This window comes from Paenibacillus sp. FSL H3-0457 (assembly GCF_037981725.1).
GTDB lineage: Bacteria > Bacillota > Bacilli > Paenibacillales > Paenibacillaceae > Paenibacillus > Paenibacillus amylolyticus.
The window spans coordinates 687505-711886 of sequence record NZ_CP150283.1 but is presented as its reverse complement, the minus strand read 5'-3'; the positions used below and the strand labels follow the sequence as shown (position 1 = coordinate 711886).

18 protein-coding genes and 3 rRNA genes are annotated in these 24382 nt (G+C 45.0%); 1 reads left to right on the top strand and 20 read right to left on the bottom strand.

The genetic code is table 11. The features are described from left to right. Window positions 1-31 precede the first annotated feature (31 nt). From MHH25_RS03305 to MHH25_RS03255, 11 genes are all read right to left on the bottom strand, one after another. Complete coding sequence (locus MHH25_RS03305; RefSeq protein ID WP_338707694.1) at window positions 32-1192, bottom strand: AI-2E family transporter; 1161 nt, start codon at window positions 1190-1192, stop codon at window positions 32-34. Window positions 1193-1455: 263 nt separating this feature from the next. Beyond that, window positions 1456-2490 (bottom strand): LLM class flavin-dependent oxidoreductase, encoded by a 1035-nt coding sequence (locus MHH25_RS03300; RefSeq protein WP_051449565.1) that lies wholly within the window; start codon window positions 2488-2490, stop codon window positions 1456-1458. 159 nt (window positions 2491-2649) lie between these two features. Beyond that, window positions 2650-2961, bottom strand: coding sequence for a metalloregulator ArsR/SmtB family transcription factor (locus MHH25_RS03295; RefSeq protein WP_036668255.1), 312 nt, complete (start codon window positions 2959-2961; stop codon window positions 2650-2652). 113 nt (window positions 2962-3074) lie between these two features. Further along, entirely contained in the window at window positions 3075-3656 is a 582-nt protein-coding gene (locus MHH25_RS03290; protein ID WP_338707693.1) for an NAD(P)H-dependent oxidoreductase, read from the bottom strand. 166 nt (window positions 3657-3822) lie between these two features. Continuing rightward, window positions 3823-4245, bottom strand: coding sequence for a MarR family transcriptional regulator (locus MHH25_RS03285; RefSeq protein WP_091018819.1), 423 nt, complete (start codon window positions 4243-4245; stop codon window positions 3823-3825). Between the two features lie 185 nt (window positions 4246-4430). Then, the gene (locus MHH25_RS03280; protein WP_036614223.1) at window positions 4431-5108 is read right to left on the bottom strand and encodes an NAD(P)H-dependent oxidoreductase; all 678 of its coding nucleotides are present in this window, start codon (window positions 5106-5108) and stop codon (window positions 4431-4433) included. Window positions 5109-5319: 211 nt separating this feature from the next. Then, window positions 5320-7065: a methyl-accepting chemotaxis protein gene (locus MHH25_RS03275; RefSeq protein ID WP_340019153.1), complete on the bottom strand. Its 1746-nt coding sequence runs from the start codon at window positions 7063-7065 to the stop codon at window positions 5320-5322. Window positions 7066-7261: 196 nt separating this feature from the next. Next, complete coding sequence (locus MHH25_RS03270) at window positions 7262-7720, bottom strand: DUF523 domain-containing protein (protein WP_036672736.1); 459 nt, start codon at window positions 7718-7720, stop codon at window positions 7262-7264. Window positions 7721-7779: 59 nt separating this feature from the next. Then, the gene (locus tag MHH25_RS03265) at window positions 7780-9054 is read right to left on the bottom strand and encodes a hypothetical protein (RefSeq protein WP_340019152.1); all 1275 of its coding nucleotides are present in this window, start codon (window positions 9052-9054) and stop codon (window positions 7780-7782) included. Continuing rightward, window positions 9051-9629, bottom strand: a complete 579-nt coding sequence (locus MHH25_RS03260; protein ID WP_340019151.1) for an RNA polymerase sigma factor — start codon at window positions 9627-9629, stop codon at window positions 9051-9053. Before MHH25_RS03260 ends, MHH25_RS03265 begins: the two co-directional genes overlap by 4 nt. Before the next feature lie 230 nt (window positions 9630-9859). Further along, window positions 9860-10594, bottom strand: coding sequence for a class I SAM-dependent methyltransferase (locus MHH25_RS03255; protein WP_340019150.1), 735 nt, complete (start codon window positions 10592-10594; stop codon window positions 9860-9862). Window positions 10595-10756: 162 nt separating this feature from the next. Between MHH25_RS03255 and MHH25_RS03250 the strand changes: the two genes are divergently transcribed. Then, entirely contained in the window at window positions 10757-12112 is a 1356-nt protein-coding gene (locus MHH25_RS03250) for an MATE family efflux transporter (protein ID WP_340019149.1), read from the top strand. Window positions 12113-12267: 155 nt separating this feature from the next. Here MHH25_RS03250 and MHH25_RS03245 read toward each other — a convergent pair whose 3' ends face one another. From MHH25_RS03245 to MHH25_RS03205, 9 genes are all read right to left on the bottom strand, one after another. Then, on the bottom strand, window positions 12268-12621 hold the full coding sequence (locus MHH25_RS03245; RefSeq protein ID WP_340019148.1) for a FlxA-like family protein: 354 nt from the start codon (window positions 12619-12621) through the stop codon (window positions 12268-12270). 275 nt (window positions 12622-12896) lie between these two features. Then, a 5S ribosomal RNA gene (rrf, locus tag MHH25_RS03240) occupies window positions 12897-13013 on the bottom strand. A gap of 78 nt (window positions 13014-13091) precedes the next feature. Then, a 23S ribosomal RNA gene (locus MHH25_RS03235) occupies window positions 13092-16017 on the bottom strand. 307 nt (window positions 16018-16324) lie between these two features. Continuing rightward, window positions 16325-17877, bottom strand: a 16S ribosomal RNA gene (locus MHH25_RS03230). Together the 16S, 23S and 5S rRNA genes form the textbook arrangement of a ribosomal RNA operon. Before the next feature lie 538 nt (window positions 17878-18415). Beyond that, window positions 18416-19636, bottom strand: coding sequence for a TraB/GumN family protein (locus tag MHH25_RS03225; protein ID WP_340019147.1), 1221 nt, complete (start codon window positions 19634-19636; stop codon window positions 18416-18418). A 1107-nt stretch (window positions 19637-20743) separates the two neighbouring features. Next, complete coding sequence (locus tag MHH25_RS03220) at window positions 20744-21169, bottom strand: MarR family transcriptional regulator (RefSeq protein ID WP_036613157.1); 426 nt, start codon at window positions 21167-21169, stop codon at window positions 20744-20746. A 92-nt stretch (window positions 21170-21261) separates the two neighbouring features. Then, on the bottom strand, window positions 21262-21606 hold the full coding sequence (locus MHH25_RS03215) for a DoxX family protein (protein WP_036668601.1): 345 nt from the start codon (window positions 21604-21606) through the stop codon (window positions 21262-21264). Window positions 21607-22184: 578 nt separating this feature from the next. Then, the gene (locus tag MHH25_RS03210; protein ID WP_340019146.1) at window positions 22185-23480 is read right to left on the bottom strand and encodes an ABC transporter permease; all 1296 of its coding nucleotides are present in this window, start codon (window positions 23478-23480) and stop codon (window positions 22185-22187) included. Continuing rightward, window positions 23473-24375, bottom strand: a complete 903-nt coding sequence (locus tag MHH25_RS03205; RefSeq protein ID WP_036613228.1) for an ATP-binding cassette domain-containing protein — start codon at window positions 24373-24375, stop codon at window positions 23473-23475. Before MHH25_RS03205 ends, MHH25_RS03210 begins: the two co-directional genes overlap by 8 nt. Window positions 24376-24382: the final 7 nt, after the last annotated feature.

Here is a 24382-nt window from a genome sequence, read left to right as displayed (position 1 = left end):
ATTAACTATCCATTGGAGCTTGCCACTTCGGTTATAAAAGATTGTTCTTGTTCGGGTCGTACAGGCCCGATCTGTCCTTGAACCAGTTGAAGATATGTGATACACATACTTTCAGCACCGCGTATCCTGGAACAGCGAGCAGAATGCCCACGACTCCAAACAGATTACCCGAAGTCAGAATGACAAAGATAATCGTGATGGGATGAATCTTCAGCGTTTTGCCCATGATCTGTGGTGAGATGAATTTACCCTCGATTAACTGCACGATTGTCCATACGGCAACCATCTTCAACAGCATCACCGGCGAAGTAACCAGGGCCACAATCAACGCAGGTGTAATCGCAATTGCTGGTCCCAGATACGGAACAACACTTGTGAACGATGCGATAATTGCAAGAATCAGTGCATAATCCAGACCAATGACCATATAACCGATGTAGAGCAGAATACCGATGCAGAAGCTGACGATAATCTGTCCACGAATGAATGAACTGATCTGGTGATTGATGTCTTCCAGCACATGCATTGCGCCCGTACGGCTCTTGATCGGCAGGAAAGACAGAATTTTAGCTGGCAGCTTCTTGCCGTCTTTCAGCAGATAGAACAGAATGAACGGAACCGTTACGATAGACAGTACAGTCTCAGTGAAAGCTCCGAGGAATCCGCCCAATTTGGTCCAGGTCGAGTTTAGAATTTCAGTAGCCTTTTGCGAGATTGTTCCCCACCAGTCCTGCGAATTCAGATTCACCGTCTCCTGGAACTGACCGAACAATTTACTGCCCGTAAGCTCCTCAAACTGCTGTTTTACCGTCTCGCTGTATGTTGGGAAATTTTCGATCAGCCCCATAATCTGGTTCCGTACAACCGGAATGACCGCCAGCACTACGACGGTCAGAATGCCTCCAATCGCAAGATACAGGATCAGAATGGACCAGCCACGCTTAATTTTCCACCGCTCCATCACATCCACAATCGGATTCAGCAGATAATAGAGTATGCCTGACAGAATAATAGGTAACACAATGGTTTTGATGAGTACTGCGAGCGGATGAAGAACAAAGGATACTTTGGTCAGAACCATCACGTTCAGTCCCACCAACAGCAGAATCAGCAGAAATAGAACAAACTTGTTGTTAAGAAAAAATCGCTTGAACCGCTCCGGCCAAACGCGGGGTTGCTCAGGTTGCTCCATAGGCGTGTCGTCCTCTCTTATGTATCTAAAATACCTTGTACAAGCCAACATATGTATAACACTCTGGATTTATACGTATGGTGCTGTTTAACCGTTTCAAATTAAACCGGTAAAGTCATTTTACCCCAAAATGAGTCTTCTGCCCCACACGAATCATTTGCAAATTCTCCCTATTCAAAAACGGCTCGCCTCACTGGGAGACGAACCGTAAATTTATAGCTATACCCTACCAATAAGCCAGCTTTTATGCTGAAAAATGAAGATTAAGCTTTTCCCGCTAATTGTGCGATTAACTCATAGGAATGCAGACGTGCCTTATGATCATAGATCATCGACGTAATAATCAGCTCATCTGCCTGCGTCTGCCGAATGAAAGACTCCAACTGTCCACGTACGGTTTCTGGTGAACCATTAACAGCTGCCTTCAGCGTCTGCTCCACACCAGCTTTCTCACGATCCGTCCATTTGCCTTCCATCTCTGCCGGAGGCTGTACCAATCCCGTTGTGCCACGAATAATGTTCAGGAACTGCTGTTGCATCGTTGTACCCAGCCATGCTGCTTCCTCGTCTGTATCCGCAACAACGGCGTTAACACCAACAATCACATGTGGCTCCTTCAAGCTATCAGATGGTTGGAAGTTGTTTCGATACGTTTCCAGTGCAATCCGGGTGTAATCGGGCGAGAAGTGGCTGGCAAAAGCAAACGGCAATCCCAGCTGACCTGCCAGACGTGCACTGAAATCACTGGACCCCAAGAGGTAAATTGGAATATTTAATCCTTCTCCAGGAACTGCGCGAACAGGCGCATGATAAGATGTCGCCGAAGCATCAAAGTATGCTCTAAGTTCTGCCAACAGCTCAGGGAAATCTTCCCCACTGTTCAGATCTTTGCGTAGTGCAAGCGATGTACGGCGGTCACTCCCTGGTGCGCGACCCAGTCCCAGGTCAATTCTGCCAGGATACAAGGATTCCAGTGTGCCGAACTGCTCAGCGATGACAAGCGGTGCATGGTTGGGCAACATGATGCCTCCTGAACCCAGACGAATCGTTTTGGTTCCACCAGCCAGATATCCAATAACAACCGAAGTTGCGGATGAAGCAATACCCGGCATGTTGTGATGTTCAGCTACCCAGTAACGGTGATACCCCCAACGCTCAGCATGCTGTGCCAGATCGAGACTGTTGCGCAAAGCATCAGCAGGTGTTGCACCCACAACGACGGGGGCCAGATCCAGGATGGAAAGCTTAACGTCATTGATGTGTTCTTTATGGGATGAAGCCGTATTTTCAGTAGTCATTATCGTTTAATCTCCTCGATGATTATATTTTTGTATATCCAGATATATAGATTAATTAAATCGCAACTGGATATGATGATGTGATGATAAACTAGCCGTTTACATCCGGACGGAATCCCTGCGTGCATATGCATCCTAGCTTCCGTTCCGGCATCCGGCTTATAACTCGTTCTGTACGTATTCGGCAAACTGACGTATCGTCTCTTCGTTGCGCCGATAATACGTCCATTGTCCTCTGCGCTCGGAGAGCAGCAACCCTGCCTTGAGCATAGTCAGCAGATAACTGGATATAACCGACTGAGCCAGTCCAGCCTTCACTTGAATCGTGCCAACACAGATTCCGTTCTTGCCACCATCCGGATGCTGAGATAGTTCCAGCGGTGGGAAGTGTTGCTCCGGGTTTTTGAGCCACAACAGGATTTGTCTACGTGTCTCGTTCGATAATGCTTTAAATATAAGTATAGGTTCCATGGGTAAATTATACCCCCTTTCATGCATTTTGCAAACACATGAACAAACAAACCGACTCATGATCGAGTCGGTCTGGTATCATATGGAATCCGTATCTGGATTCAACATCCATATTAGAAATTGATTGTAATCGTCTGTTTAACCTGATCCAACATGGCTTGATATGCGGGTGCATCCAGGTATCCAATACTACCGAAGAGCAGATGATCTACGGCTTCAATACCTACAAAATCGAAGATACCTACGTCTGAAGTTAATTTCAGTCCAGCAGTCATGCCAATCTGATCGTAAATTTCATTTGGTGTACCATGCGTGTTGATGATGAGTCCTTTTTTGCCTGTCAGCAATTTCTCGATTCCCGCTTCACCTGCTGCATATGCAAAACCATAAGCGAATACACGGTCAACATATCCTTTCATAATGGCAGGAAGACCTGTCCACCAGATCGGATAGATGAATGTGATAACTTCTGCATCCGTAACAAACTGTTGCTCTGTTGCGATATCCTGTGGTGTCTGTCCTGCACGCATGGAAGCTGTGTCAGCTTCAGTCAGTACGGGTTGGAATCCAAGTTTGTACAAGTCACGGACAACCACTTCATGGCCTTGAGCTTCGAGAGCTTCTACAGCAGTATTGAGGATTGCGTTATTCAAGCTGTCTGTGTGTGGGTGAGCATATACGATAAGATGTTTCATGGTGTGAATCCCTCCAGGTTTGGTTTGAGTTAGGTTGCGAAAATGGGGTTACATTGATACGCTTCCGCATACATAGATATCTATGTATATGGGTAAAAAAATATTGGGGCTCCTCTGCCTCCACCCATTCAAATCTGGAAGGGTTGCAGACAGAAGAGTTCATTCATTATAACTTTCGGACAATAATGGATAACAAGCTCTCCAATTGCTCCGACTGTTCATCGGACAAGCCACTATAGATGATGTCATTAATCTGCTCTGATACCTGATGAAAGATCGGTTCGAGTCGCTTCCCCTGTTCGGTTAGGCGAATCATCGTCACCCGGCTATCTTCTGCACTCTTGCTGCGTTCAACATATCCGAGCTTCTCCAGCTTGTTGACCAGTACCGTTACCGTTGGTTGCGTGCGTTGAACACGTTCAGCCAACATCTTGATTGACAGCGTCTCTTCCCGGTACAAGAACATCAATACATCTCCATGAGAAGGAACAATCCCTGTTACCTCATGCTGTTCCAATTCGTGTACAATCCGTTTATTGACATGGTCTCTGATTCTTGCAATCAGTGCAATTGCGTTGTATTTAGGCATGACCTCATTATACATAGACATCTATGTATTTTCAAGTTTTTTTTTTTTATGAAAAGAAAAACAGCCCTCTCCACCCTTCTAACATGTGGAAAATATCGGGCTGTTTCGATTCTACTTTGATCCTGATCTATAATGTTAGATCTTAGCTAATCGTTTTTTGAATTCATGTTGGATTCATGCTGAATTCAGTTAATCCATTGCGTGATTTTCTCAACGGATTGTCGGGACTTCTCACGCTGGGGCTCCTCTGCCCGATAACCGAAGGCTGCCATCATAGAGACGCCCCATGCGCCATTTTCCAGCAAGCCCTCTTCTTCCATAATACGGTGGACGCCCTCACGGCTGAAACCTTCGATTGGACAAGAATCAATCTCGATCTGAGCTGCCGCCGTCATCATGTTGCCGAGAGCAATATAAGTTTGTTTAGATGCCCAGTCGAATAATGATCGTGGATTATCCAGAATCTTCTGGTTATTTTGAAACTTTCCATAAGCCTCACTTGTTAGCTCAAATACGTTATTTGGCATTCCCTTTGTTTCCTTCAACATGTACTCCGCATAAGGAGAATTATAACTGGCATCTGATCGGGCCAAAATAACAACAAAATGGCTTGCTGTAGCCAATTGCTTTTGCGCGCCGGAAGAGACTTCGGACAGACGCTTACGCAGGTTTGGATTTTGTACAATCAGAAACTTCCACGGTTCAAGACCAATGGAACTTGGAGATAATCTGCCTGTTTCCAATATAAATTGGAAATCCTCATCCGAGATTTTGCGGGTATCATCAAATATCTTTGTTGCATGCCGGAAATGATACGCCTTTAAGATGTCTTCCTTTGTCTTTGACTTTGCTGTAACTTCCATGGAGCTCCACGTCCTTTTATATATTTTTTTTATGTTGAACAATAATGTTAAAGTGGTTTCATCTCAAGTATTAGTTTAGGACCTATGTGTATAAATTAAAAGTACGCACATTATTGTTTCTTGGTTTATAAAAGTAAGTATTGGATGAAAGACAGCAATAATCCACTGGGCACATACATGGCCCTAGTGGATTATCTATGACTCTTTTCTTTTAAATCTTGAAATCTTGAACCAGCTTATTCAGATTTAATGCACTATCCTTGACTTGATCAGATTGTTTAACTACTTCCACAGATTGCGCAGCAGAAGCGACCATATGTCCTGCGATTTCCTGACTGGATGCGGCGGATTGTTCACTGGCTGATGCAATCTCGTGAATGGAGCCCACTAGTATTTTGATATTTGCAGTCACTTGTTGTGAGGTTGCATTGAGATCTTTAACTGCATTGGCATGATCAAGGGAATCGACATAATACTGTTCAGCTGTATCCTCCAATAATTTATAATCTTTGCCAACCTGATTGAACATAAAGGATAGCAATTCTTTGGCATTCGAGGACAGATTGGTTACAGACTGCATAACTTCTTCCGTGACCTGCTGAATTTGATCGGCAGCCTGTCTGGAATCATCAGCCAACTTTCTAATCTCGCTTGCAACAACCGCAAAACCCCTGCCTGCTTCTCCAGCTCTTGCAGCTTCAATGGATGCATTGAGTGCAAGCAGATTAGTCTGCGCTGTAACATCCAAAATAGATTGAGATAATATACCAATCTGATCTACAGCAGTTGCACGTTCCAGCGCTTCTGACATCTTCTTACTCGTATGATCGTACATGTCTATGGCTGCTCGGCTCGATTCGCGGGCTTCCTGCTTCAACTTTTCAGCCTTCGTGCTGGTCACATAGGCGGACTCTGCTTGTTTAGATGTCTGTTCCGATATATATTCAGCTCCCTGTTGCATCTCCGCAGCCGAATGATTCATATTTTCCGTATGGGCTGAAGCCTCTTCCATTGCAGCCGAAAGCTCTTCAACTGTAGCTGATACTTCACGAATCCGTTCATTCAGACCAGCCATGTTCTGGTTGGTAAGATCGCTAACCTGGTTGATATGATGAGATTCCTGAATTACACCACGAATGACATTGGTTGTGGAATCGGTCATTGTACGAATAGCTCGTGCGATAACACTTATCTCATTATTTCCCTGTGTTAGATGCGGATCTAAGGATGCCGTTAAGTTGCCTTGCGTTATTTCTTCACAATAACGGGTGATCGCTTTCATTCGTTGACGTATACTGCGAATCACTACAAATGAAATAAGAATGAGTGCTGCAAGTGAAAACAAAAGAACCGAACCGAGCACCAATGCTCGCTGCTGAATTACTTCCTGTGTATCCGCATAGAGCTTGGCTGACTCTTCTTCGTTATGCGCACTCAACAGGGTGATCGTCTCCACAATCGCTGTACTGCTTTTGTTAATTCTTCCTCTCTCTTCACTATCGTAGGTGCCCGACATCTTTTTGGTATCCATGATTTGCTCAATATCCTGATAATATGTATCCATCTTTGCTACCAAATCTGCAAATATCTCTTTTTCTTTGGTATCCAATGTTCTTGCTGAAAATTCATTCAAGCCATCCGTGATACTCTTCTTACCTTTCTGAACCTGATCGTACTGTTTGTCGGTATACTCTGCATTATCAAGAACCTTTGTATAATTGGCGCGCATATTATAGAAATTACTTTTCAGTTCCAGAACATTGGTTTGATGCTGGAAGCGGTCATTATAGAGGATGCCTTGTCCCGTTTTTGCTTCGTTCATTCCGAAAATCCCAATCAGAAAAACAGTAAACAAGCCGATTAGACTAATTACAGTCATGATGACCATCGTTGTTGTTAATTTCATATTTTTGAGTTTATTTCCTTTCTTATTTTTTGGCTTAGACTGAATTGACATGATTATTCCCCCACTTTAAATAGTAGATAGCCTTATATATCTTATATCTATATCGTATGTATCCATATTGTTTGTTAGCATTTCAGGAAAATTGACTTTATTCATTTGATGAGAAAAGTAATGGGAGACAACAGAAAAGCCGCCAGGATATAATCCAGCGGCTTTTCTGTGAATATGAAACGATAATCTGTGCGACCTATAGTTGCTGCATCCATTCATTTTCAGAAATGACGGTATATCCTTCTTGTCTCAACAATGCTGAGGTGACACCTTCTCCAGTTACCTTGTGATTGGCAAAATTCCCATCATAGATCATCTTTGTACCACAGGACGGACTAAACTCCTTCAGTACCACACACGATACATTCAATTCTCGCGCCCATTCGAGCGTCTGATAGGCTCCCTTAATATACAGCTCTGTGACATCCTTGCCGCTTTTCTCGATCACTTTTGCAGTGCCTGCCAGTACATCTTTACCCGTGCCACCGATAATTTCAGCCGGTTCCCGTGGAGTGGAGAATCCGCCAAGCAGCTCCGGACATACCATCTTAGCCTGCTCCTGCTCCACCAGCTCCTGAATTTTCTCATCCAGGCTCGCTGTTCCATTGTAACGGCAAGCTACCCCTGCCAGACATGAACTCACCAAATATTTCATCGTTATCTCCTTATACACATTCCATCTATGAAGTAAATTGTAACATATAAGATCAAGCTCTATAACTCGCCTCTGGTAATCATCTTGATCCGTCCATCTTCCCTGTATTCAACCTGAAAAACATCCGTGCTCGACTCCAGTTCAAATGTGACCATGCCTGGATGGTCAGGATTACGGTGAAGTTTATACGCTTGAAGATCCATTTTAAATATTTTTTTAATTATAGGTTCTACTTCTCCTCTAAGAAGAGACTCCTGTATGTTATATAGTTCCTGATAATAAGCCTCTATTTCTTCCCAGTCTGCAAAGTCTTGCTCATAATGATTAGCATCCCCAACCGTATAACCCAAGCCCGCTTTTCCTTCGGTTATCTGGACAAAGTAGTTATCTTTAAAGGAAAAGGAGACTGTATCCTTGCCGAGTTCATCATCTTTGCTTCGGCTTGCTCTTACCAGATCAAGATTGGCTTTACCAGACAGAGCCTCAATCGCGTTTCTGGCATCCGTCAGCGCTGCCTGGGATACTTGATCAGGTCTAAGGTCGCCTGTGATCGAGACAGCCTTGTCCTGTTGCCATACAATCTCCCCATAACCATCGCCAGTCTCATTCTCTAACGCTAATGTCGTATGTGATATCGGCTCCAATTCCCCTTGCTTCATACTCACAAAACGTTGGACTGATGCAGGTTTAAGCGTTGGAGTGCTGCCTATACTTTGCAAAAGGGATGGAACTTGACGCAGATAACGGTGTTCCAGCTCACTTGGCTGCATCTCTCGTCTCATCTGTACTTCACGCAGATTCCCTGTTGTCGCATCGAGCCATATCTGTGCATACTCCTTCTCACTTTCATTTCCAGCCTCTACATATATTCTGCCGGACACAGGCAAATCTTCCACTTTCGTAATCTTCAGCTGTTTACCCAGATCATCTCGCATCGTAGTCGCAACATTTCTTTTCATTTTGTCGGTTAGCAGATTTGTGTTCAAACCATCGGATAACTGTAACGCTGCTGTCGGATAGACCTGCTCGATCACGGGTTTCACCAGCTGTCCATCATCCCAGATCCATAGGAACAATCCAGCAGCAATAACCAACGCACCCGTGCCGGCAACAAGAGGCCCTCTTCTAAGGCGACGCTTATGTGATACGTTACCTACTTGCGGCCTGGACAAATTAGACTTGCTCTCTGGCCTATCTCCCTTGCTTCCCTCTTCCGACTTCTTCATCCACTCCACCTGTTGAAGCACCTTTCGCTTGTGATCCTCTGTAAAAGGAGACAAAGCAAACGGTCCCTTCCGGATTTCCTTCTCCCATTGCTCATCCTTGTGTGTCATTTGCTTCGCTCCTCCCATTGTTTCCGTACCTTATCCTTACCTCGGGATAGTCTGGATTTTACTGTGCCTAAGCTGATTTTCAACATCTCAGCAATCTCACTCGTCGTAAGCTCATATTTCAGATTCAGCAAAAGAATCTCCCGGAACTTCTTTGGCAACGCCAGAACAATATCCCAGATTTCATGGATATGCTCCTTACGCATCACTTCCATTTCGGCCGAAGGATGTGCAGACTGCTCTGCAATCATGACTCTTTGGCTCGAACCCCCACGCTCTGTCTCAATGGGTAACGTCTCTCCCCACAGACTGCTACGAAAAAATCTGGATTTTCGATATGTAAAAGTCGTGTTTCTAGTAATCGTCAACAGCCAGGTTTTCAATGAGCAATCTCCACGATAATGAGCGATCCCCGAGTACGCCCGAATAAATACCTCCTGTGACAATTCATCTGCCTGTTCGGCACTTTTGGTCAGAAAATAAGCGTAATTCCAGACGTCATTTCCGTAGTCATCCATTATGCTACTAAGTGTGTAATTGTCTATGGTCTGAGCCTGTGCCAGTAATTGATCATCCAACTGTTGTTCACCTCACTTAATATGACTGAGTCTAATGTGATTTGGTTCCCTGTTTTGGACATTATTTCTTATTATTGTAGCAAAATAAAAAAACAGCATGTTCAACATCGCTGAACACGCTGATTCCTTCAAGTTTGCTTAGTTAGAAATCTCTATCAGAAAGCTTTTAAGCGAACGCTCCACTTCCTCAGTTTCTTTCTGCCCTCTGGTCTATCATATCATTTTCATCGTTATACTTTCACAGCAGCAATCATCAGAAACATCGGTCTTCGATTTTCGTCTCGCATGCCTGGAACCTGTTCGATCATCTCTGGTGATGGTTTGGATTCAGCCACCTTTTGAATAGCAAACCCTGCCTTAATCAGTTCATTGAGATGTGTTGCCAGAGTGCGATGATATTTGACCACATCCTGATTCAGAAAGTCCGCCACACGCTTCCCTTCATCGTGGTAATCATCCACGGGCCAGTGTAAGATCTCACCTTCGGGTCCATAATGCCAATCCTGCGCAGCACGAGCGGTAAAAATGGGATGTTCAGATGAAAGGACAAACGTGCCCCCTTCTACGAGACAATCATTGATCTTAGCATACACCGTGTCTAACCGTTCAATATAATGAAAAGCCAGCGAACTGATCACAACATCGAATTGTCCCGGTGCAAATTCAATATCTTCAATCGCCAGCTGCTTGTACTGGATCTGTGGGTCGTCCGTCATTTCACGAGCACGCTGAAGCATATTTTCGGACAGATCTACACCGATCACTGAACTCGCTTGTTGCTCTCGCGCATACCGGCAGTGCCACCCAAAACCACATCCCAAATCCAGCACACGCTTGTCCTTCAATTCAGGCAAAAGAGTCTGTAGTTCATGCCACTCCCCCGCTGCATCCAGCCCTTGAACGGAACGAGCCATCTTACTGTAGTTATTGAAAAACTCTGCTTCATCGTATTTATTTTGTTTCATCAAGAGATTCCTCCCGCCTTATAAATATCCACCTACTCTATCACATAAACAATATTTAAACGCAAAAGTTGCCAAGAGAATTCATGGCGTGTTATCATACAGAACGAACGTTCAGTATTATTAAATACAGAATGAACATTCAGTTTACTAACGGAGGTCATTATGAATACGAATTGGACGCATCCATTGGAAGGGCAATCTGTAGGTAAAGCTTTTATAAGTTACCTCGTGCCTTCTGTATTGGGGATGCTGGTAGTTGCTTTTAATTTTATTATCGACGGCATTATGGTTGGACACAAACTGGGTTCTACCGCAATGGCCGGGATCGGCATTGCCTCACCTGTCTACACGCTCTTTGTTGCCATGTCGCTGTGGATTGGTATGGGCGGGGCAACGTTGTACTCCAACGCTATGGGTAGAAAAGATATCACTTCAGCCAAACAAATTTTCACCAAATCCATTATGCTCATTATGTTAGTTACGGTAGCCATTGGATATGTTGCATTTACATTCAAAGACAAACTGGTATACTCCCTCGGTGCTAATGCCGAGACTTTCCCGTTTGCTTCGGACTATATGAATATCATGTTATTGTTCGGGTTTGTTTTCACCATTGAGAATGCACTCTCTATCTTTGTACGAAACGATGGGAATCCCAACACTTCCATGTACGCTCAGATTACGTTTGCTGTTGCCAATATTATCATCAATTATATAACATTATATGTACTCGAATGGGGTGTACGCGGTGTGGCCCTCGGTACAATTGTATCGGCGTCTCTTGCGTTACTTGTTCTGTTCACTCACTTTTTCAAAAAAACAAATAATCTCACGTTCACCCGGTTCAAATGGAAAAACAAACTGCTGGCTTCCCTTCTACTCATTGGTTTCCCCAGCTTTCTGGCTGAACTTGGCATGTCGGTCTTCTCTGTCTCTCACAATATCTCCATGGACCGCATTGCAGGCACGGATGGTGTAGCATCCTTTACCGTGTTGAACTATATTCATGGTGTGGTATTGTTAGCGTTCCTGGGTCTGGCGTCTGCTGCCCAACCTCTGATCAGCTATTATCACGGTGCCAATCAGATAAAACGGGTACAACAAACGATACGTTTAGCCACTAAAACAGCTCTGGCATGCGGTCTATTGTTACTGGTTGTTGTTCAGATCGGTGCACCTTATTTCGTGCAAATCTTTGGAAACTTCAGTAGTGGTGTAACGGATAATGCCGTTTACGGATTACGTATATTTACATTTGCCTATGTGTTTATGGGTGTTAACTTTGTCATGAGCACCTATTTCCAATCTGTAGGCAATGCCAAAATGGCCATCTGGATTACAGCTGCGCGTGAAATGATCATCATGATTGCGTTGATTGCAGTCCTGCCTTCATTCTTTGGTGTCACGGGTGTGTGGCTTGCCGTACCGCTGTCCGAAATGCTGGTTCTCGCAACCATAGCCCTGTACTATAGAAAACGATCCCTTACGGAGCGAATACACGCGCTGCAGTCTGAATAACGTTAACAGGTAATAACAGCAACAGATAGAAGATCAATGGAACGTAGATAAAATGTAGGTAGACCTCATAAATAATCTAAAAAACTAATATACAAAGCCCTGCACGATCAATATAGATCGGTCAGGGCAGTGTTTTTTCCTAAATTTAGATGGAATTAGATACGTATATCAAATCGACCATTGCTGTCTGTCGTTGCGTTTGCAATCTCCTTAGGGGTAGCTACTCCCATTCCATTGGATGGTGGTTGGGCAGGTGGAGCCTCCTTCGTAGCAGTTGTACCGGCTCCTTGAGAGCTTTGCTGTGCAATCTGTGTCTCAATCTGTTTGATCTGCTGTTGAAGCTGTTTGGTCTTTGTCTCCTTAGTCTGTTCATCGTCCTTGCTGGATTGCACTTTCTCCAGTTGAGCCTCAAGCTTCGTCTTTTGTTTATCCAAGCTACTTGAATTGTCCGAACTCGAAGATGTCGATATGTATGATGTAGTGGAGCTGGCTGTAGAAGATATATTCATTATGATTTCCCCCCCCTCTTTACTTGGCTTCACTATACCCTATCCCACTGAAACGTACGTTAAATTCAACTGAAAGGTTGCTGAAGGAGCTAAGAATCAGAAGTCGAACAGAGGGAAGTATACATACCAGCATTAATAGTCTGATCAATAATATTGAAAGTCTTCATATAAGTGAAGGATCTTATTTTCGTCTCATCTATAAAGTTAGTTGTTTTCCGCTGAAAAATAGTAAAACAAAAAGACACACTCGATATCATCAAGTGTGTCTTTAGATTGCTTGGCGGCGTCCTACTCTCCCAGGACCCTGCGGTCCAAGTACCATCGGCGCTAGAGGGCTTAACGGTCGTGTTCGGGATGGGTACGTGTGGAACCCCTCCGCCATCGCCACCAAACGCATAGCTTAGCTTACATTCAGAGATCGTTCTCTGAAAACTAGATTCGAAACGAAACACGCGAATGACAACTTGCTATTGGATAAGCCCTCGACCGATTAGTACTGGTCAGCTCCATGCATTGCTGCACTTCCACCCCCAGCCTATCTACCTCGTCGTCTTCAAGGGGTCTTACATACTGGGAAATCTCATCTTGAGGGGGGCTTCACGCTTAGATGCTTTCAGCGTTTATCCCGTCCGTACATAGCTACCCAGCGGTGCTCCTGGCGGAACAACTGGTACACCAGCGGTACGTCCATCCCGGTCCTCTCGTACTAAGGACAGCTCCTCTCAAATTTCCTACGCCCACGACAGATAGGGACCGAACTGTCTCACGACGTTCTGAACCCAGCTCGCGTACCGCTTTAATGGGCGAACAGCCCAACCCTTGGGACCTACTTCAGCCCCAGGATGCGATGAGCCGACATCGAGGTGCCAAACCTCCCCGTCGATGTGGACTCTTGGGGGAGATAAGCCTGTTATCCCCAGGGTAGCTTTTATCCGTTGAGCGATGGCCCTTCCATGCGGTACCACCGGATCACTAAGCCCGACTTTCGTCCCTGCTCGACTTGTAGGTCTCGCAGTCAAGCTCCCTTATGCCTTTGCACTCTTCGAATGATTTCCAACCATTCTGAGGGAACCTTTGGGCGCCTCCGTTACTCTTTAGGAGGCGACCGCCCCAGTCAAACTGCCCACCTGACACTGTCCCCGCACCGGATTACGGTACCAGGTTAGAACCTAGATACGATCAGGGTGGTATCCCAACGTTGCCTCCATGCAAGCTGGCGCTCACACTTCAAAGGCTCCCACCTATCCTGTACAGATCGTACCCAAATTCAATATCAAGCTGCAGTAAAGCTCCATGGGGTCTTTCCGTCTTGTCGCGGGTAACCTGCATCTTCACAGGTATTAAAATTTCACCGGATCTCTCGTTGAGACAGCGCCCAAGTCGTTACGCCATTCGTGCGGGTCAGAATTTACCTGACAAGGAATTTCGCTACCTTAGGACCGTTATAGTTACGGCCGCCGTTTACTGGGGCTTCGGTTCACAGCTTCGGATTGCTCCTAACCACTCCCCTTAACCTTCCAGCACCGGGCAGGCGTCAGCCCGTATACTTCGCCTTACGGCTTCGCACAGACCTGTGTTTTTGCTAAACAGTCGCTTGGGCCTTTTCACTGCGGCCCCCTCGTGCTATTCACACTACCGGGGCACCCCTTCTCCCGAAGTTACGGGGTCATTTTGCCGAGTTCCTTAACGAGAGTTCTTCCGCGCGCCTTAGAATACTCTTCTCGCCTACCTGTGTCGGTTTGCGGTACGGGCACCATCACCTGGCTAGAGGCTTTTCTTGGCAGTGTGAGATCATGACCTTCGCTACTATAATTTTCGCTCCCCATCACAGCTCAGCCTTACAATGTGCGGATTTGCCTACACATCAGCCTTACTGCTTAGACGGACATCCATCAGTCCGCGTCACTACCCTACTGCGTCCCCCCATTGCTCATAACGGCTTACGGTGGTACAGGAATTTCGACCTGTTGTCCTTCGACTACGCCTTTCGGCCTCGCCTTAGGTCCCGACTTACCCTGAGCGGACGAGCCTTCCTCAGGAACCCTTAGGCTTTCGGCGGATCAGATTCTCACTGATCTTTTCGTTACTCATACCGGCATTCTCACTTGTATAATGTCCAGCGCTCCTTACGGTACACCTTCAACCCTTATACAACGCTCCCCTACCCCTGATGCAAAGCATCAAGCCATAGCTTCGGTGGTGTGTTTAGCCCCGTTACATTTTCGGCGCAGAGTCACTCGACCAGTGAGCTATTACGCACTCTTTCAATGGTGGCTGCTTCTAAGCCAACATCCTGGTTGTCTGTGCAACTCCACATCCTTTCCCACTTAACACACACTTGGGGACCTTAGCTGATGGTCTGGGCTGTTTCCCTTTTGACAATGGATCTTAGCACTCACTGTCTGACTCCCGGAAGTAAGTCTATGGCATTCGGAGTTTGACTGAGCTTGGTAACCCTTGCGGGCCCCGCACCCAATCAGTGCTCTACCTCCACGACTCTGTTTTCCGAGGCTAGCCCTAAAGCTATTTCGGGGAGAACCAGCTATCTCCGAGTTCGATTGGAATTTCTCCGCTACCCCCACCTCATCCCCGCATTTTTCAACATGCGTGGGTTCGGGCCTCCAGTGCGTGTTACCGCACCTTCACCCTGGACAGGGGTAGATCACCCGGTTTCGGGTCTACGTCCACGTACTATGTCGCCCTATTCAGACTCGCTTTCGCTGCGGCTCCGGCTCTTCACCTTAACCTTGCACGGGAACGTAACTCGCCGGTTCATTCTACAAAAGGCACGCCATCACCCCTAAAACGGGCTCTGACTTTTTGTAAGCACACGGTTTCAGGTTCTATTTCACTCCCCTTCCGGGGTGCTTTTCACCTTTCCCTCACGGTACTGCTTCACTATCGGTCGCTAGGAAGTATTTAGCCTTGGCAGATGGTCCTGCCGGATTCATACGGGGTTTCACGTGCCCCGCACTACTCGGGATCCGTCTCGGAGGGAACCAACTTTCAACTACAGGGCTTTTACCTTCTTTGGCGGGCCTTTCCAGACCTCTTCGCTTAACCGGTTCCTTTGTAACTCCATGTGAGACGTCCCACAACCCCAAAGAGCAAGCTCTCTGGTTTGGGCTTCTCCGCGTTCGCTCGCCGCTACTGACGGAATCACTATTGTTTTCTCTTCCTCAGGGTACTTAGATGTTTCAGTTCCCCTGGTATGCCTCTACACAACCTATGTATTCAGTTGTGAGTAACTGGAAATTACCCCAGCTGGGTTTCCCCATTCGGACACCCCCGGATCAAAGCTTGCTTACAGCTCCCCGAGGCAGTTTCGTTGTTCGCCACGTCCTTCATCGGCTCCTAGCGCCTAGGCATCCTCCGTGTGCTCTTAGTAGCTTAACCTCGTGCTCCGGTTTCGACTGCTCGCTTCCCTTGGTTTGCTTGCGCAAAGCCAAAAGTCGCTCCCATTCGATACCATCGTACGTGCAATCTACCGTTTTTATTGAAACTTGTTTTAACACAAGTTCAGCTAAAAAGGAATGTTCTAATTCGCGTTTGTTTCGTTTCGATATCTAGTTTTCAAAGAACAAGCTCCATGCAAAAGCAAGCTGTTTTGAGAGTTTGAGCTCTCAAAACCGAACAACGAGTGAGTGTTTTGCAGCTAAGCTGCGTATTTGAATGTTTCCACTCGGGAAACGATTCTCCATAGAAAGGAGGTGATCCAGCCGCACCTTCCGATACGGCTACCTTGTTACGACTTCACCCCAATCATCTATCCCACCTTCGGCGGCTGGCTCCTTGCGGTTACCCCACCGACTTCGGGTGTTATAAACTCTCGTGGTGTGACGGGCGGTGTGTACAAGACCCGGGAACGTATTCACCGCGGCATGCTGATCCGCGATTACTAGCAATTCCGACTTCATGCAGGCGAGTTGCAGCCTGCAATCCGAACTGAGACCGGCTTTGTTGGGATTGGCTCCATCTCGCGATTTCGCAGCCCGTTGTACCGGCCATTGTAGTACGTGTGTAGCCCAGGTCATAAGGGGCATGATGATTTGACGTCATCCCCACCTTCCTCCGGTTTGTCACCGGCAGTCTATCTAGAGTGCCCACCCGAAGTGCTGGCAACTAAATATAAGGGTTGCGCTCGTTGCGGGACTTAACCCAACATCTCACGACACGAGCTGACGACAACCATGCACCACCTGTCTCCTCTGTCCCGAAGGAAAGATACATCTCTGCATCGATCAGAGGGATGTCAAGACCTGGTAAGGTTCTTCGCGTTGCTTCGAATTAAACCACATACTCCACTGCTTGTGCGGGTCCCCGTCAATTCCTTTGAGTTTCAGTCTTGCGACCGTACTCCCCAGGCGGAGTGCTTAATGTGTTAACTTCGGCACCAAGGGTATCGAAACCCCTAACACCTAGCACTCATCGTTTACGGCGTGGACTACCAGGGTATCTAATCCTGTTTGCTCCCCACGCTTTCGCGCCTCAGCGTCAGTTACAGCCCAGAGAGTCGCCTTCGCCACTGGTGTTCCTCCACATATCTACGCATTTCACCGCTACACGTGGAATTCCACTCTCCTCTTCTGCACTCAAGTCACCCAGTTTCCAGTGCGATCCGGGGTTGAGCCCCGGGATTAAACACCAGACTTAAATGACCGCCTGCGCGCGCTTTACGCCCAATAATTCCGGACAACGCTTGCCCCCTACGTATTACCGCGGCTGCTGGCACGTAGTTAGCCGGGGCTTTCTTCTCAGGTACCGTCACCTTGAGAGCAGTTACTCTCCCAAGCGTTCTTCCCTGGCAACAGAGCTTTACGATCCGAAAACCTTCATCACTCACGCGGCATTGCTCCGTCAGGCTTTCGCCCATTGCGGAAGATTCCCTACTGCTGCCTCCCGTAGGAGTCTGGGCCGTGTCTCAGTCCCAGTGTGGCCGATCACCCTCTCAGGTCGGCTACGCATCGTCGCCTTGGTGAGCCGTTACCTCACCAACTAGCTAATGCGCCGCAGGCCCATCCCCAAGTGACAGATTGCTCCGTCTTTCCAGTTTCCTTCAGGCGAAGAAAACAATTATTCGGTATTAGCTACCGTTTCCGGTAGTTGTCCCAAACTTGAGGGCAGGTTGCCTACGTGTTACTCACCCGTCCGCCGCTAACCATCAGAGAAGCAAGCTTCTCTTCAAGTCCGCTCGACTTGCATGTATTAGGCATGCCGCCAGCGTTCGTCCTGAGCCAGGATCAAACTCTCCAATAAAGTATTGAAAAGAGCGATAAGCTCATTTTGAATCTGACGAGATTAAAAATCTCATTTGTGCTCCAGTCGATTCAAGCCAAGGCTTGTCTCAAACTTTTGCGTTCATTCTGCAAGCAGAATGTTTACTCACTCGTTGTTCAGTTTTCAAAGATCAAACTTGTTTCGTTACCGAATGTTGTTCTCTTCAGCAACTCTTATATAATATCATGTCCGAACCAACTTTGCAAGCTCTTTTTTTAATTTTCTTTCGAAGCTTATTTCAATTGCTTGCCGCACCGTGTATCTCGTGTTTTTTTGGCCGGAAATAGAATATACCATGTAGAACACACACTTGTAAAGAGTTAATTTCAAAACATATCAAATCCACGATCTAACCATATTAAGGACCTTCAATCTACCATGAACTCTTAAGTTCAATTGTATTATCCTGCAGCTTAATCTTCTTTATTTAAAACCTGTCTTTCTTCTATATATAAGAAGGTAACCCTTTCAACTCTCATATTCGAGACGAAAGGGTTCCTTCTATAGTAATCTACATTTATTTCCGTTCTACTTTATATCCTTTATCCTCAAGCAGTTTCACGATGCCGTGATCGCCCAAGTAGTGTGCCGCTCCAACAACAATGAAATACTCCTCACCTTTGCCGTTTTTCAAGTAACCATCGATTTTGTCCGCCATACCAATGTTACGATCAACCAGCATTGCTTTGTTATATTCCTCGTTAGTGGAGAAGCTGTTTGTCAGTTCAAGCAGTTGCTCGTCATTACCCGTTTTCCACATCTCAGCCATTTCTTTCACACTGTTATCCAACACGTCGAAGTTTTCGATTGTCGCTTTCAGTGTTTCCTCTTGTGTTTCTTTGGAAAAGTCGTTAAACATGCCAAGTTGAGATTGATAACTCTCCAACTCAATAACTGGAAGTTTGCGCTCGATCGCTTTCTGGATGAAATACAGATCCACTCCTGCTGACGCTTCGTATCCTGCCGTTGTGGACTTCAAACTTGCAAGTGTGCTCTCTACTACCCAAGGCTTAAATGCATCCAAGGCGTTAGACTCCAGACCATTTTTCTTCAATACATCACCCAGCTTAGTATACGTTTCACTGGAAATGTGGTCTTTCAGTGTTGTTCCATCTTGATACGAACCCAGACTTAGAACCAGCTTTTGCTGCTCTTCATCAGCGGCTTTGCTAATATCAATCTCTACCCCGAGATAGTCAGCTTCCGCAAAGGCTTCTTCAAACTCCGGACGCAATGGATAGAAGCTCTCATCCGCAATATGCATGGACCCTACCAGATAGACCGTGTTGCCATTGCTTTCAACTTCCCACATGAATCCACGTCCACCGGTTTGAGCAGTTTCGGTTGCTCCACCTTTGGATACCAACAGCACGGTGCGCGTTGCAGCATCCCAGCGAACTTCATAACCCGCTGCATCACCGACGATGCGGATTGGCGCATACGTTACACCGTTGATACGTGTAAGCTTGCTTTTGAGTGTAATCGTTTTGCCATCTACTACAGCCGTGATCGTATCATCTGTCGCAGTTGTTAGCTTCACATCCATAGCATCCAGCGTAGTCCGCAGTGGAACCAATGTTGTACCTTTCTCCAGGATTGGTGCTCCTGTAGCATATTCCACAGCTTGATCATTAACCTTTACGGAAGTTCCTTGTGGAGCAGCCATAGCTGGCACTGCAGATGCAAGCAAACCTACTGAGATGGTAAGAGATAAGAGCATGCGTTTCCAATTCTTCATATTATGTATCCTCCTTTATTGAATATAGTTGCCAATCCAATTTTTAATAGAATGGACATACTTAGATACTACGGATAAAGGTGGGAATTGGTGCCACTCCAAAACGGAGCAGCACTTTCTCCCTTCATTACTCTCATTAGATAAGAAACAATAAAAACGAAACCGTCGTATAGGTTTAATGCTAGATATTCGCAAAATCCAAGCTATGCCAAGATAAATAGATACTGATCAGAGCTAGGAAAAAAAAGGCTATAGAAACCTTCGGATTGCCCCACAGCTTCACTCCATATGCGACGAAGAAAATAGCGATAGCTAATTTAGAGATGCTTTGGTAGTTGCCCTGCTCTGAAAAGGCTGAACTGCTAAATACAATTGAAAGTAGTAGTGTAGTCAGGATCGATCAATGCTTTAAACTACAGAGGTTCCCTCAAAAACTGTATATAGAACCCTTTTAACTGCTGCATGATCATCGACCCTCTCCTGAACTCAATTTAATATGACCACCGACACAGCACACCACTTGTCATAATTAGTGAGAAAAAGTCATCAATAAAGTTTATCTATCAGGACATATTTTCATGATAAGTAGGAAAAAGCGCAAAACTCATTTTGCATCTTCATAAATGATAATGTATACGGATTTTTGCGATATTTTATCTTAATAATACATAGCAAAAAGACCACTATCTAGTATTAGATAACAGTCTCATTTTAGAATACTTTATTCATTTAAATTAAAATCATTCCGTCTTCTATTCTTCTACAGAAACATAAATACTTAATCGTATGCGAATTGCCGCTATCTCAAAACCAGTTAGAATCCTAATCCAGTGATCTTTCCTCCCCTTCTTTCTCTAGTAATATGTTCAGGAAAAAATCAAGCAGCTCCTATCAGCTTGAGTACAACTAAAAATATTGCTGGGATAATCGAATTGATGGAATTAAATATCCAGTGAACGATGATATTCGACCATATATTTCTGATAGCTCCTTCTAAAGTAAGTAGAAGCTGAATCCTTATTCTTGCCGCTTCATTCGGAAAAAATCTCACAAATTTTGTGCTTCGGCATGTAGTTGTCATGATTCATCCTCTGGTATAGAGTCTAACTAATCTTCTTGCACATTTCGGTACAGTTTATCTAATATCGTTTTTAACTGATTTAATTCATCGTGTTCCAAACCTCGTGTAACATAGTCATGCGCGTTTTTAACTGTTAACAACAGCTTTCCTTTAACTTCTTGACCTTTAGAGGACAAATATAAATAATGTGAGCGCTTATCCTGATCATGAACAATACGTCGAACCATGCCCTTGCGTTCTAAAGAATGTATCATTCTCACTACCGTTGTTTGATCCCGATCGATGGCCTCCGCCAGCTCTTTTTGAGTCATAGCTTTATCTATATCAAGACAGGAGATAATGCTCCACTGCTCCGGTGTCACCTTGTAGGGCTTTAATTGTTTCGTAAAATAGTTTGTAAGCTTGACATCTGTACGATGGATCAAGAAGCCGGTAATATTATATAAGTCCATTGCAGTACCCTCATTTATCATTTTCTTAAATCAAATATAGTCGATCTCTCAAAGGTTACACATGAAATCCGTCAAAAATTCGTTAATTTCGTTTAGAAAAAATGATACATGGATACAATCAAGCTAAGTATGAACAAAATGAGTGCTGGAATGGCCTTCTGAATCGGATCTTTAGCTAAGACTATTAAAGTAAACGCTCCAGCAAGCATTGTTCCGGCTAGAAGCAAACCAGCTAAAATTGCTGCGACAGGCATCCAGATGCCAACGATCATACCAGCTGCCCCCACAATCTCGAACGAACCAGTCAAAACATTAAAGAACGATGGCAGTCCAAAACGTTTAAACTCATTGGCCATTTTACCGGAAATAATTTTGCTTCCTGTAAAAAGGAAAAAACCACCTAATAGAACCTGTAAAACTGTGATAAAAATGAACATATCTACCCCTCTTTCATAAAGTTATGCATATGAATTTTATATATGCTATAGCATATATTTTGTTTGAAATTTTATATATTGTCAACCCTAAAATAAAGCTTTATAGATTATAGCCCTCTTATATCCTTTTAATTTTTCTTAGATTATCGTTCCAAAGGAAGCTTTCTTTTTCACATATCGTTAATATTTTCTAGCATGGATAATTCAATTTCTGTTCTTTGTTGAACTGTGGTAAATTTCTCTGTAATCAGCCAATTAAAAGCCTATGCTTCTTACTTTCAATAAATTTAGTAACAAACAAAGGTAATTTACTTAACTTATTGTCAATTCGACCTACGGAATGTAATTTAGCTTGTTTATACAAAAATCAACCATCCCAAATTAAATATAACTTCTAAGTAATTATTCGTTCTTGACTGTTTGTATCGAACACCATTAAACAACATGTAGCGCGTTCAACATTAAATTGGCCACCAATGGCTACAAGCTAATTTAAAATAGAGATATGCGTATTTATGGATAAATACGCATATCTCTATTTGCGACAACACACATTTTTTTATTAAAAAACACTCAACCTAGATCTTATATGCCTTCATGGCTTTAAACAATTCCTTAAAGGTTGGACGTTTACCGTACATCAACACACCTGTGCGATAGATTTTGGCTGCAAGCCATCCGAAGATGATAATGGATATGATGAGAATCGCTAAGGACGTTAGAATCTCCCAAGTTGGCGCAACTCCTGCGCCGATTCGTACCAGAATCGCGGTCGGCGACGTGAATGGAATGAAGCTTGCGATTTTCAACAACAGAATGTTCGGCGTAGAAATACTGAAGATCGCAATATAGAAGGAAACAAGCGACAACATCGTAATCGGCAGAACAGCCTGACCGAGTTCTTCAGTACGGCTTACCATTGAACCAATGGCAGCAAACAACACGGCATACAGGAAGTAACCCAGAATGTAGAATATGAGTCCGTACACAATAACTGCACTATTCACATCACTTACACTCATATTGAAATCACCTAATACTGCACGGTTATGCGGCAGCAAGATATTTCCGGCAACCACCGCTCCGAAGATCCCGATTTGCAGCATCCCCACCATGAAAATACCGATGATTTTACCAAACATCTGACTGAGCGGTGATACACTCGTAATCAGAATCTCCATAATACGCGAGCTCTTCTCAGCTGTGATCTCTGAGGCAATCATGTTACCTGTCATCATCGTTGAGGTAAACAGCAGGATGATCAGCAAGTACACCACAATATAGTTAATCGGGCTCATTTTACCTTCAGACTCAGTACCTGCTCCGCTCTCATCTGTACTCAAACTTTGCTCAGTGAGCTTCACAGGTGTTGTAATCAGTTCCTTCTGCTCTGCTGTGAGTACATCCTTCACAACCACATCCAGCTTCACACTCTGCAACGCTGCTTCAATGGATGCAATGATCTGAGGTGATACGTCTTCTGCTGAATATAGAATGGGCTGCGGGAACTCTTGCCCGGAAACAGCTTCAAACTTCAGATAACCATCGGTAAGCCCTGCTTCCGCATCCGCCGCAAGAGCAGCCTCATCTTTGTCACCACTGGCAATGAATCGATAGGCCTGATCTCCTTGAGCCGCAGAGAAGCTCTCCAGTTTCTCGGAAACTTCAGGTTGCCCTGTACTCAGAAGACCGATATTTACAGGATTACTGCTTGAAGCTCCACCAATGGAACCCCCATTAAATAAGGTAATGAAATACGGGACATTGAGTCCGATTGAAATTAAAAGTGCAAGTACAATGGTCGTTACCATGAATGATTTCGTTTTAACTTTGTTTTTGAATGTAAAACCCGTAATCGTTCCCATTTTATTCATTCGACTCACCTACCTCACGAATAAAGATTTGGTTAAGCGTTGGTTCCTTCAGTTCAAAGTGTTCCACTGTCGTCTGAGTCATAGCTGTTCTCAGAATCTCTTGAGCCGCTTCCACCTGACTAATATGTATCAGGTAACCACGCTCATTTCGCTCGACTTTCTTCACACCAGGCAACTGTTCAAGTCCTTCCACACTACCAATCGTACCCAGGAATACCTGTTCACGCGGATACCGGCTCTTGATCTCCTTGATCTCTCCTTGTACCACCGTGTTGGAACGATGCAGAATGGTGATCTGACGACACAACTCTTCAACGTGCTCCATACGGTGTGTTGAGAACAGAATGGCCGTGCCTTCGTCACGTAGCTCCTTGACGGTGGATTTGAGTAATTCCACGTTGACAGGATCCAGTCCGCTGAACGCTTCATCCAGAATGAGAATCTGCGGTCTATGCACTACAGCTGCGATAAAGCCCATTTTCTGCTGATTACCTTTGGATAACTCCTCGATCTTCTTATCGTAATACTCAGGTACCTCAAACCGATTCAGCCAATACTTGAGGCTCTGATCTGCGTCCTTACCATTCATGCCACGAAGTCGTGCCAGGTAATTAATCTGTTCGCTGACTTTCACCTTCGGATACAATCCGCGCTCTTCCGGAAGATAACCCATAATCTGTTGCAGCTCCGTATTATAGGGCTTGCCGTTGTACAGGATATTCCCTCCGTCCGGGTGAATCAGTCCGAGCACCATACGCATTGTTGTTGTTTTACCTGCACCATTGGCTCCGAGCAGTCCGTAAATCTCCCCCTCTTTTACATTGAGCGTGACTCCATTAACGGCTGTTTTGTCTGCATATTGCTTGACGACTTGCTTCAATTCCAATCGGTTCATCATTTAT

Bases quoted from the DNA above. Each gene is read 5' to 3' on its own strand.
- MHH25_RS03265 (WP_340019152.1), bottom strand. From the start codon at position 9,054: ATGACACACAAGGATGAGCAATGGGAGAAGGAAATCCGGAAGGGACCG.
- MHH25_RS03215 (WP_036668601.1), bottom strand. From the start codon at position 21,606: ATGTTCATTTTTATCACAGTTTTACAGGTTCTATTAGGTGGTTTTTTC.
- MHH25_RS03305 (WP_338707694.1), bottom strand. From the start codon at position 1,192: ATGGAGCAACCTGAGCAACCCCGCGTTTGGCCGGAGCGGTTCAAGCGA.
- MHH25_RS03290 (WP_338707693.1), bottom strand. From the start codon at position 3,656: ATGAAACATCTTATCGTATATGCTCACCCACACACAGACAGCTTGAAT.
- MHH25_RS03300 (WP_051449565.1), bottom strand. From the start codon at position 2,490: ATGACTACTGAAAATACGGCTTCATCCCATAAAGAACACATCAATGAC.
- MHH25_RS03210 (WP_340019146.1), bottom strand. From the start codon at position 23,480: ATGAATAAAATGGGAACGATTACGGGTTTTACATTCAAAAACAAAGTT.
- MHH25_RS03220 (WP_036613157.1), bottom strand. From the start codon at position 21,169: ATGGACTTATATAATATTACCGGCTTCTTGATCCATCGTACAGATGTC.
- MHH25_RS03245 (WP_340019148.1), bottom strand. From the start codon at position 12,621: ATGAATATATCTTCTACAGCCAGCTCCACTACATCATACATATCGACA.
- MHH25_RS03225 (WP_340019147.1), bottom strand. From the start codon at position 19,636: ATGAAGAATTGGAAACGCATGCTCTTATCTCTTACCATCTCAGTAGGT.
- MHH25_RS03280 (WP_036614223.1), bottom strand. From the start codon at position 5,108: ATGGAAGTTACAGCAAAGTCAAAGACAAAGGAAGACATCTTAAAGGCG.
- MHH25_RS03285 (WP_091018819.1), bottom strand. From the start codon at position 4,245: ATGCCTAAATACAACGCAATTGCACTGATTGCAAGAATCAGAGACCAT.
- MHH25_RS03270 (WP_036672736.1), bottom strand. From the start codon at position 7,720: ATGAAATATTTGGTGAGTTCATGTCTGGCAGGGGTAGCTTGCCGTTAC.
- MHH25_RS03255 (WP_340019150.1), bottom strand. From the start codon at position 10,594: ATGAAACAAAATAAATACGATGAAGCAGAGTTTTTCAATAACTACAGT.
- MHH25_RS03250 (WP_340019149.1), top strand. From the start codon at position 10,757: ATGAATACGAATTGGACGCATCCATTGGAAGGGCAATCTGTAGGTAAA.
- MHH25_RS03295 (WP_036668255.1), bottom strand. From the start codon at position 2,961: ATGGAACCTATACTTATATTTAAAGCATTATCGAACGAGACACGTAGA.
- MHH25_RS03205 (WP_036613228.1), bottom strand. From the start codon at position 24,375: ATGAACCGATTGGAATTGAAGCAAGTCGTCAAGCAATATGCAGACAAA.
- MHH25_RS03275 (WP_340019153.1), bottom strand. From the start codon at position 7,065: ATGTCAATTCAGTCTAAGCCAAAAAATAAGAAAGGAAATAAACTCAAA.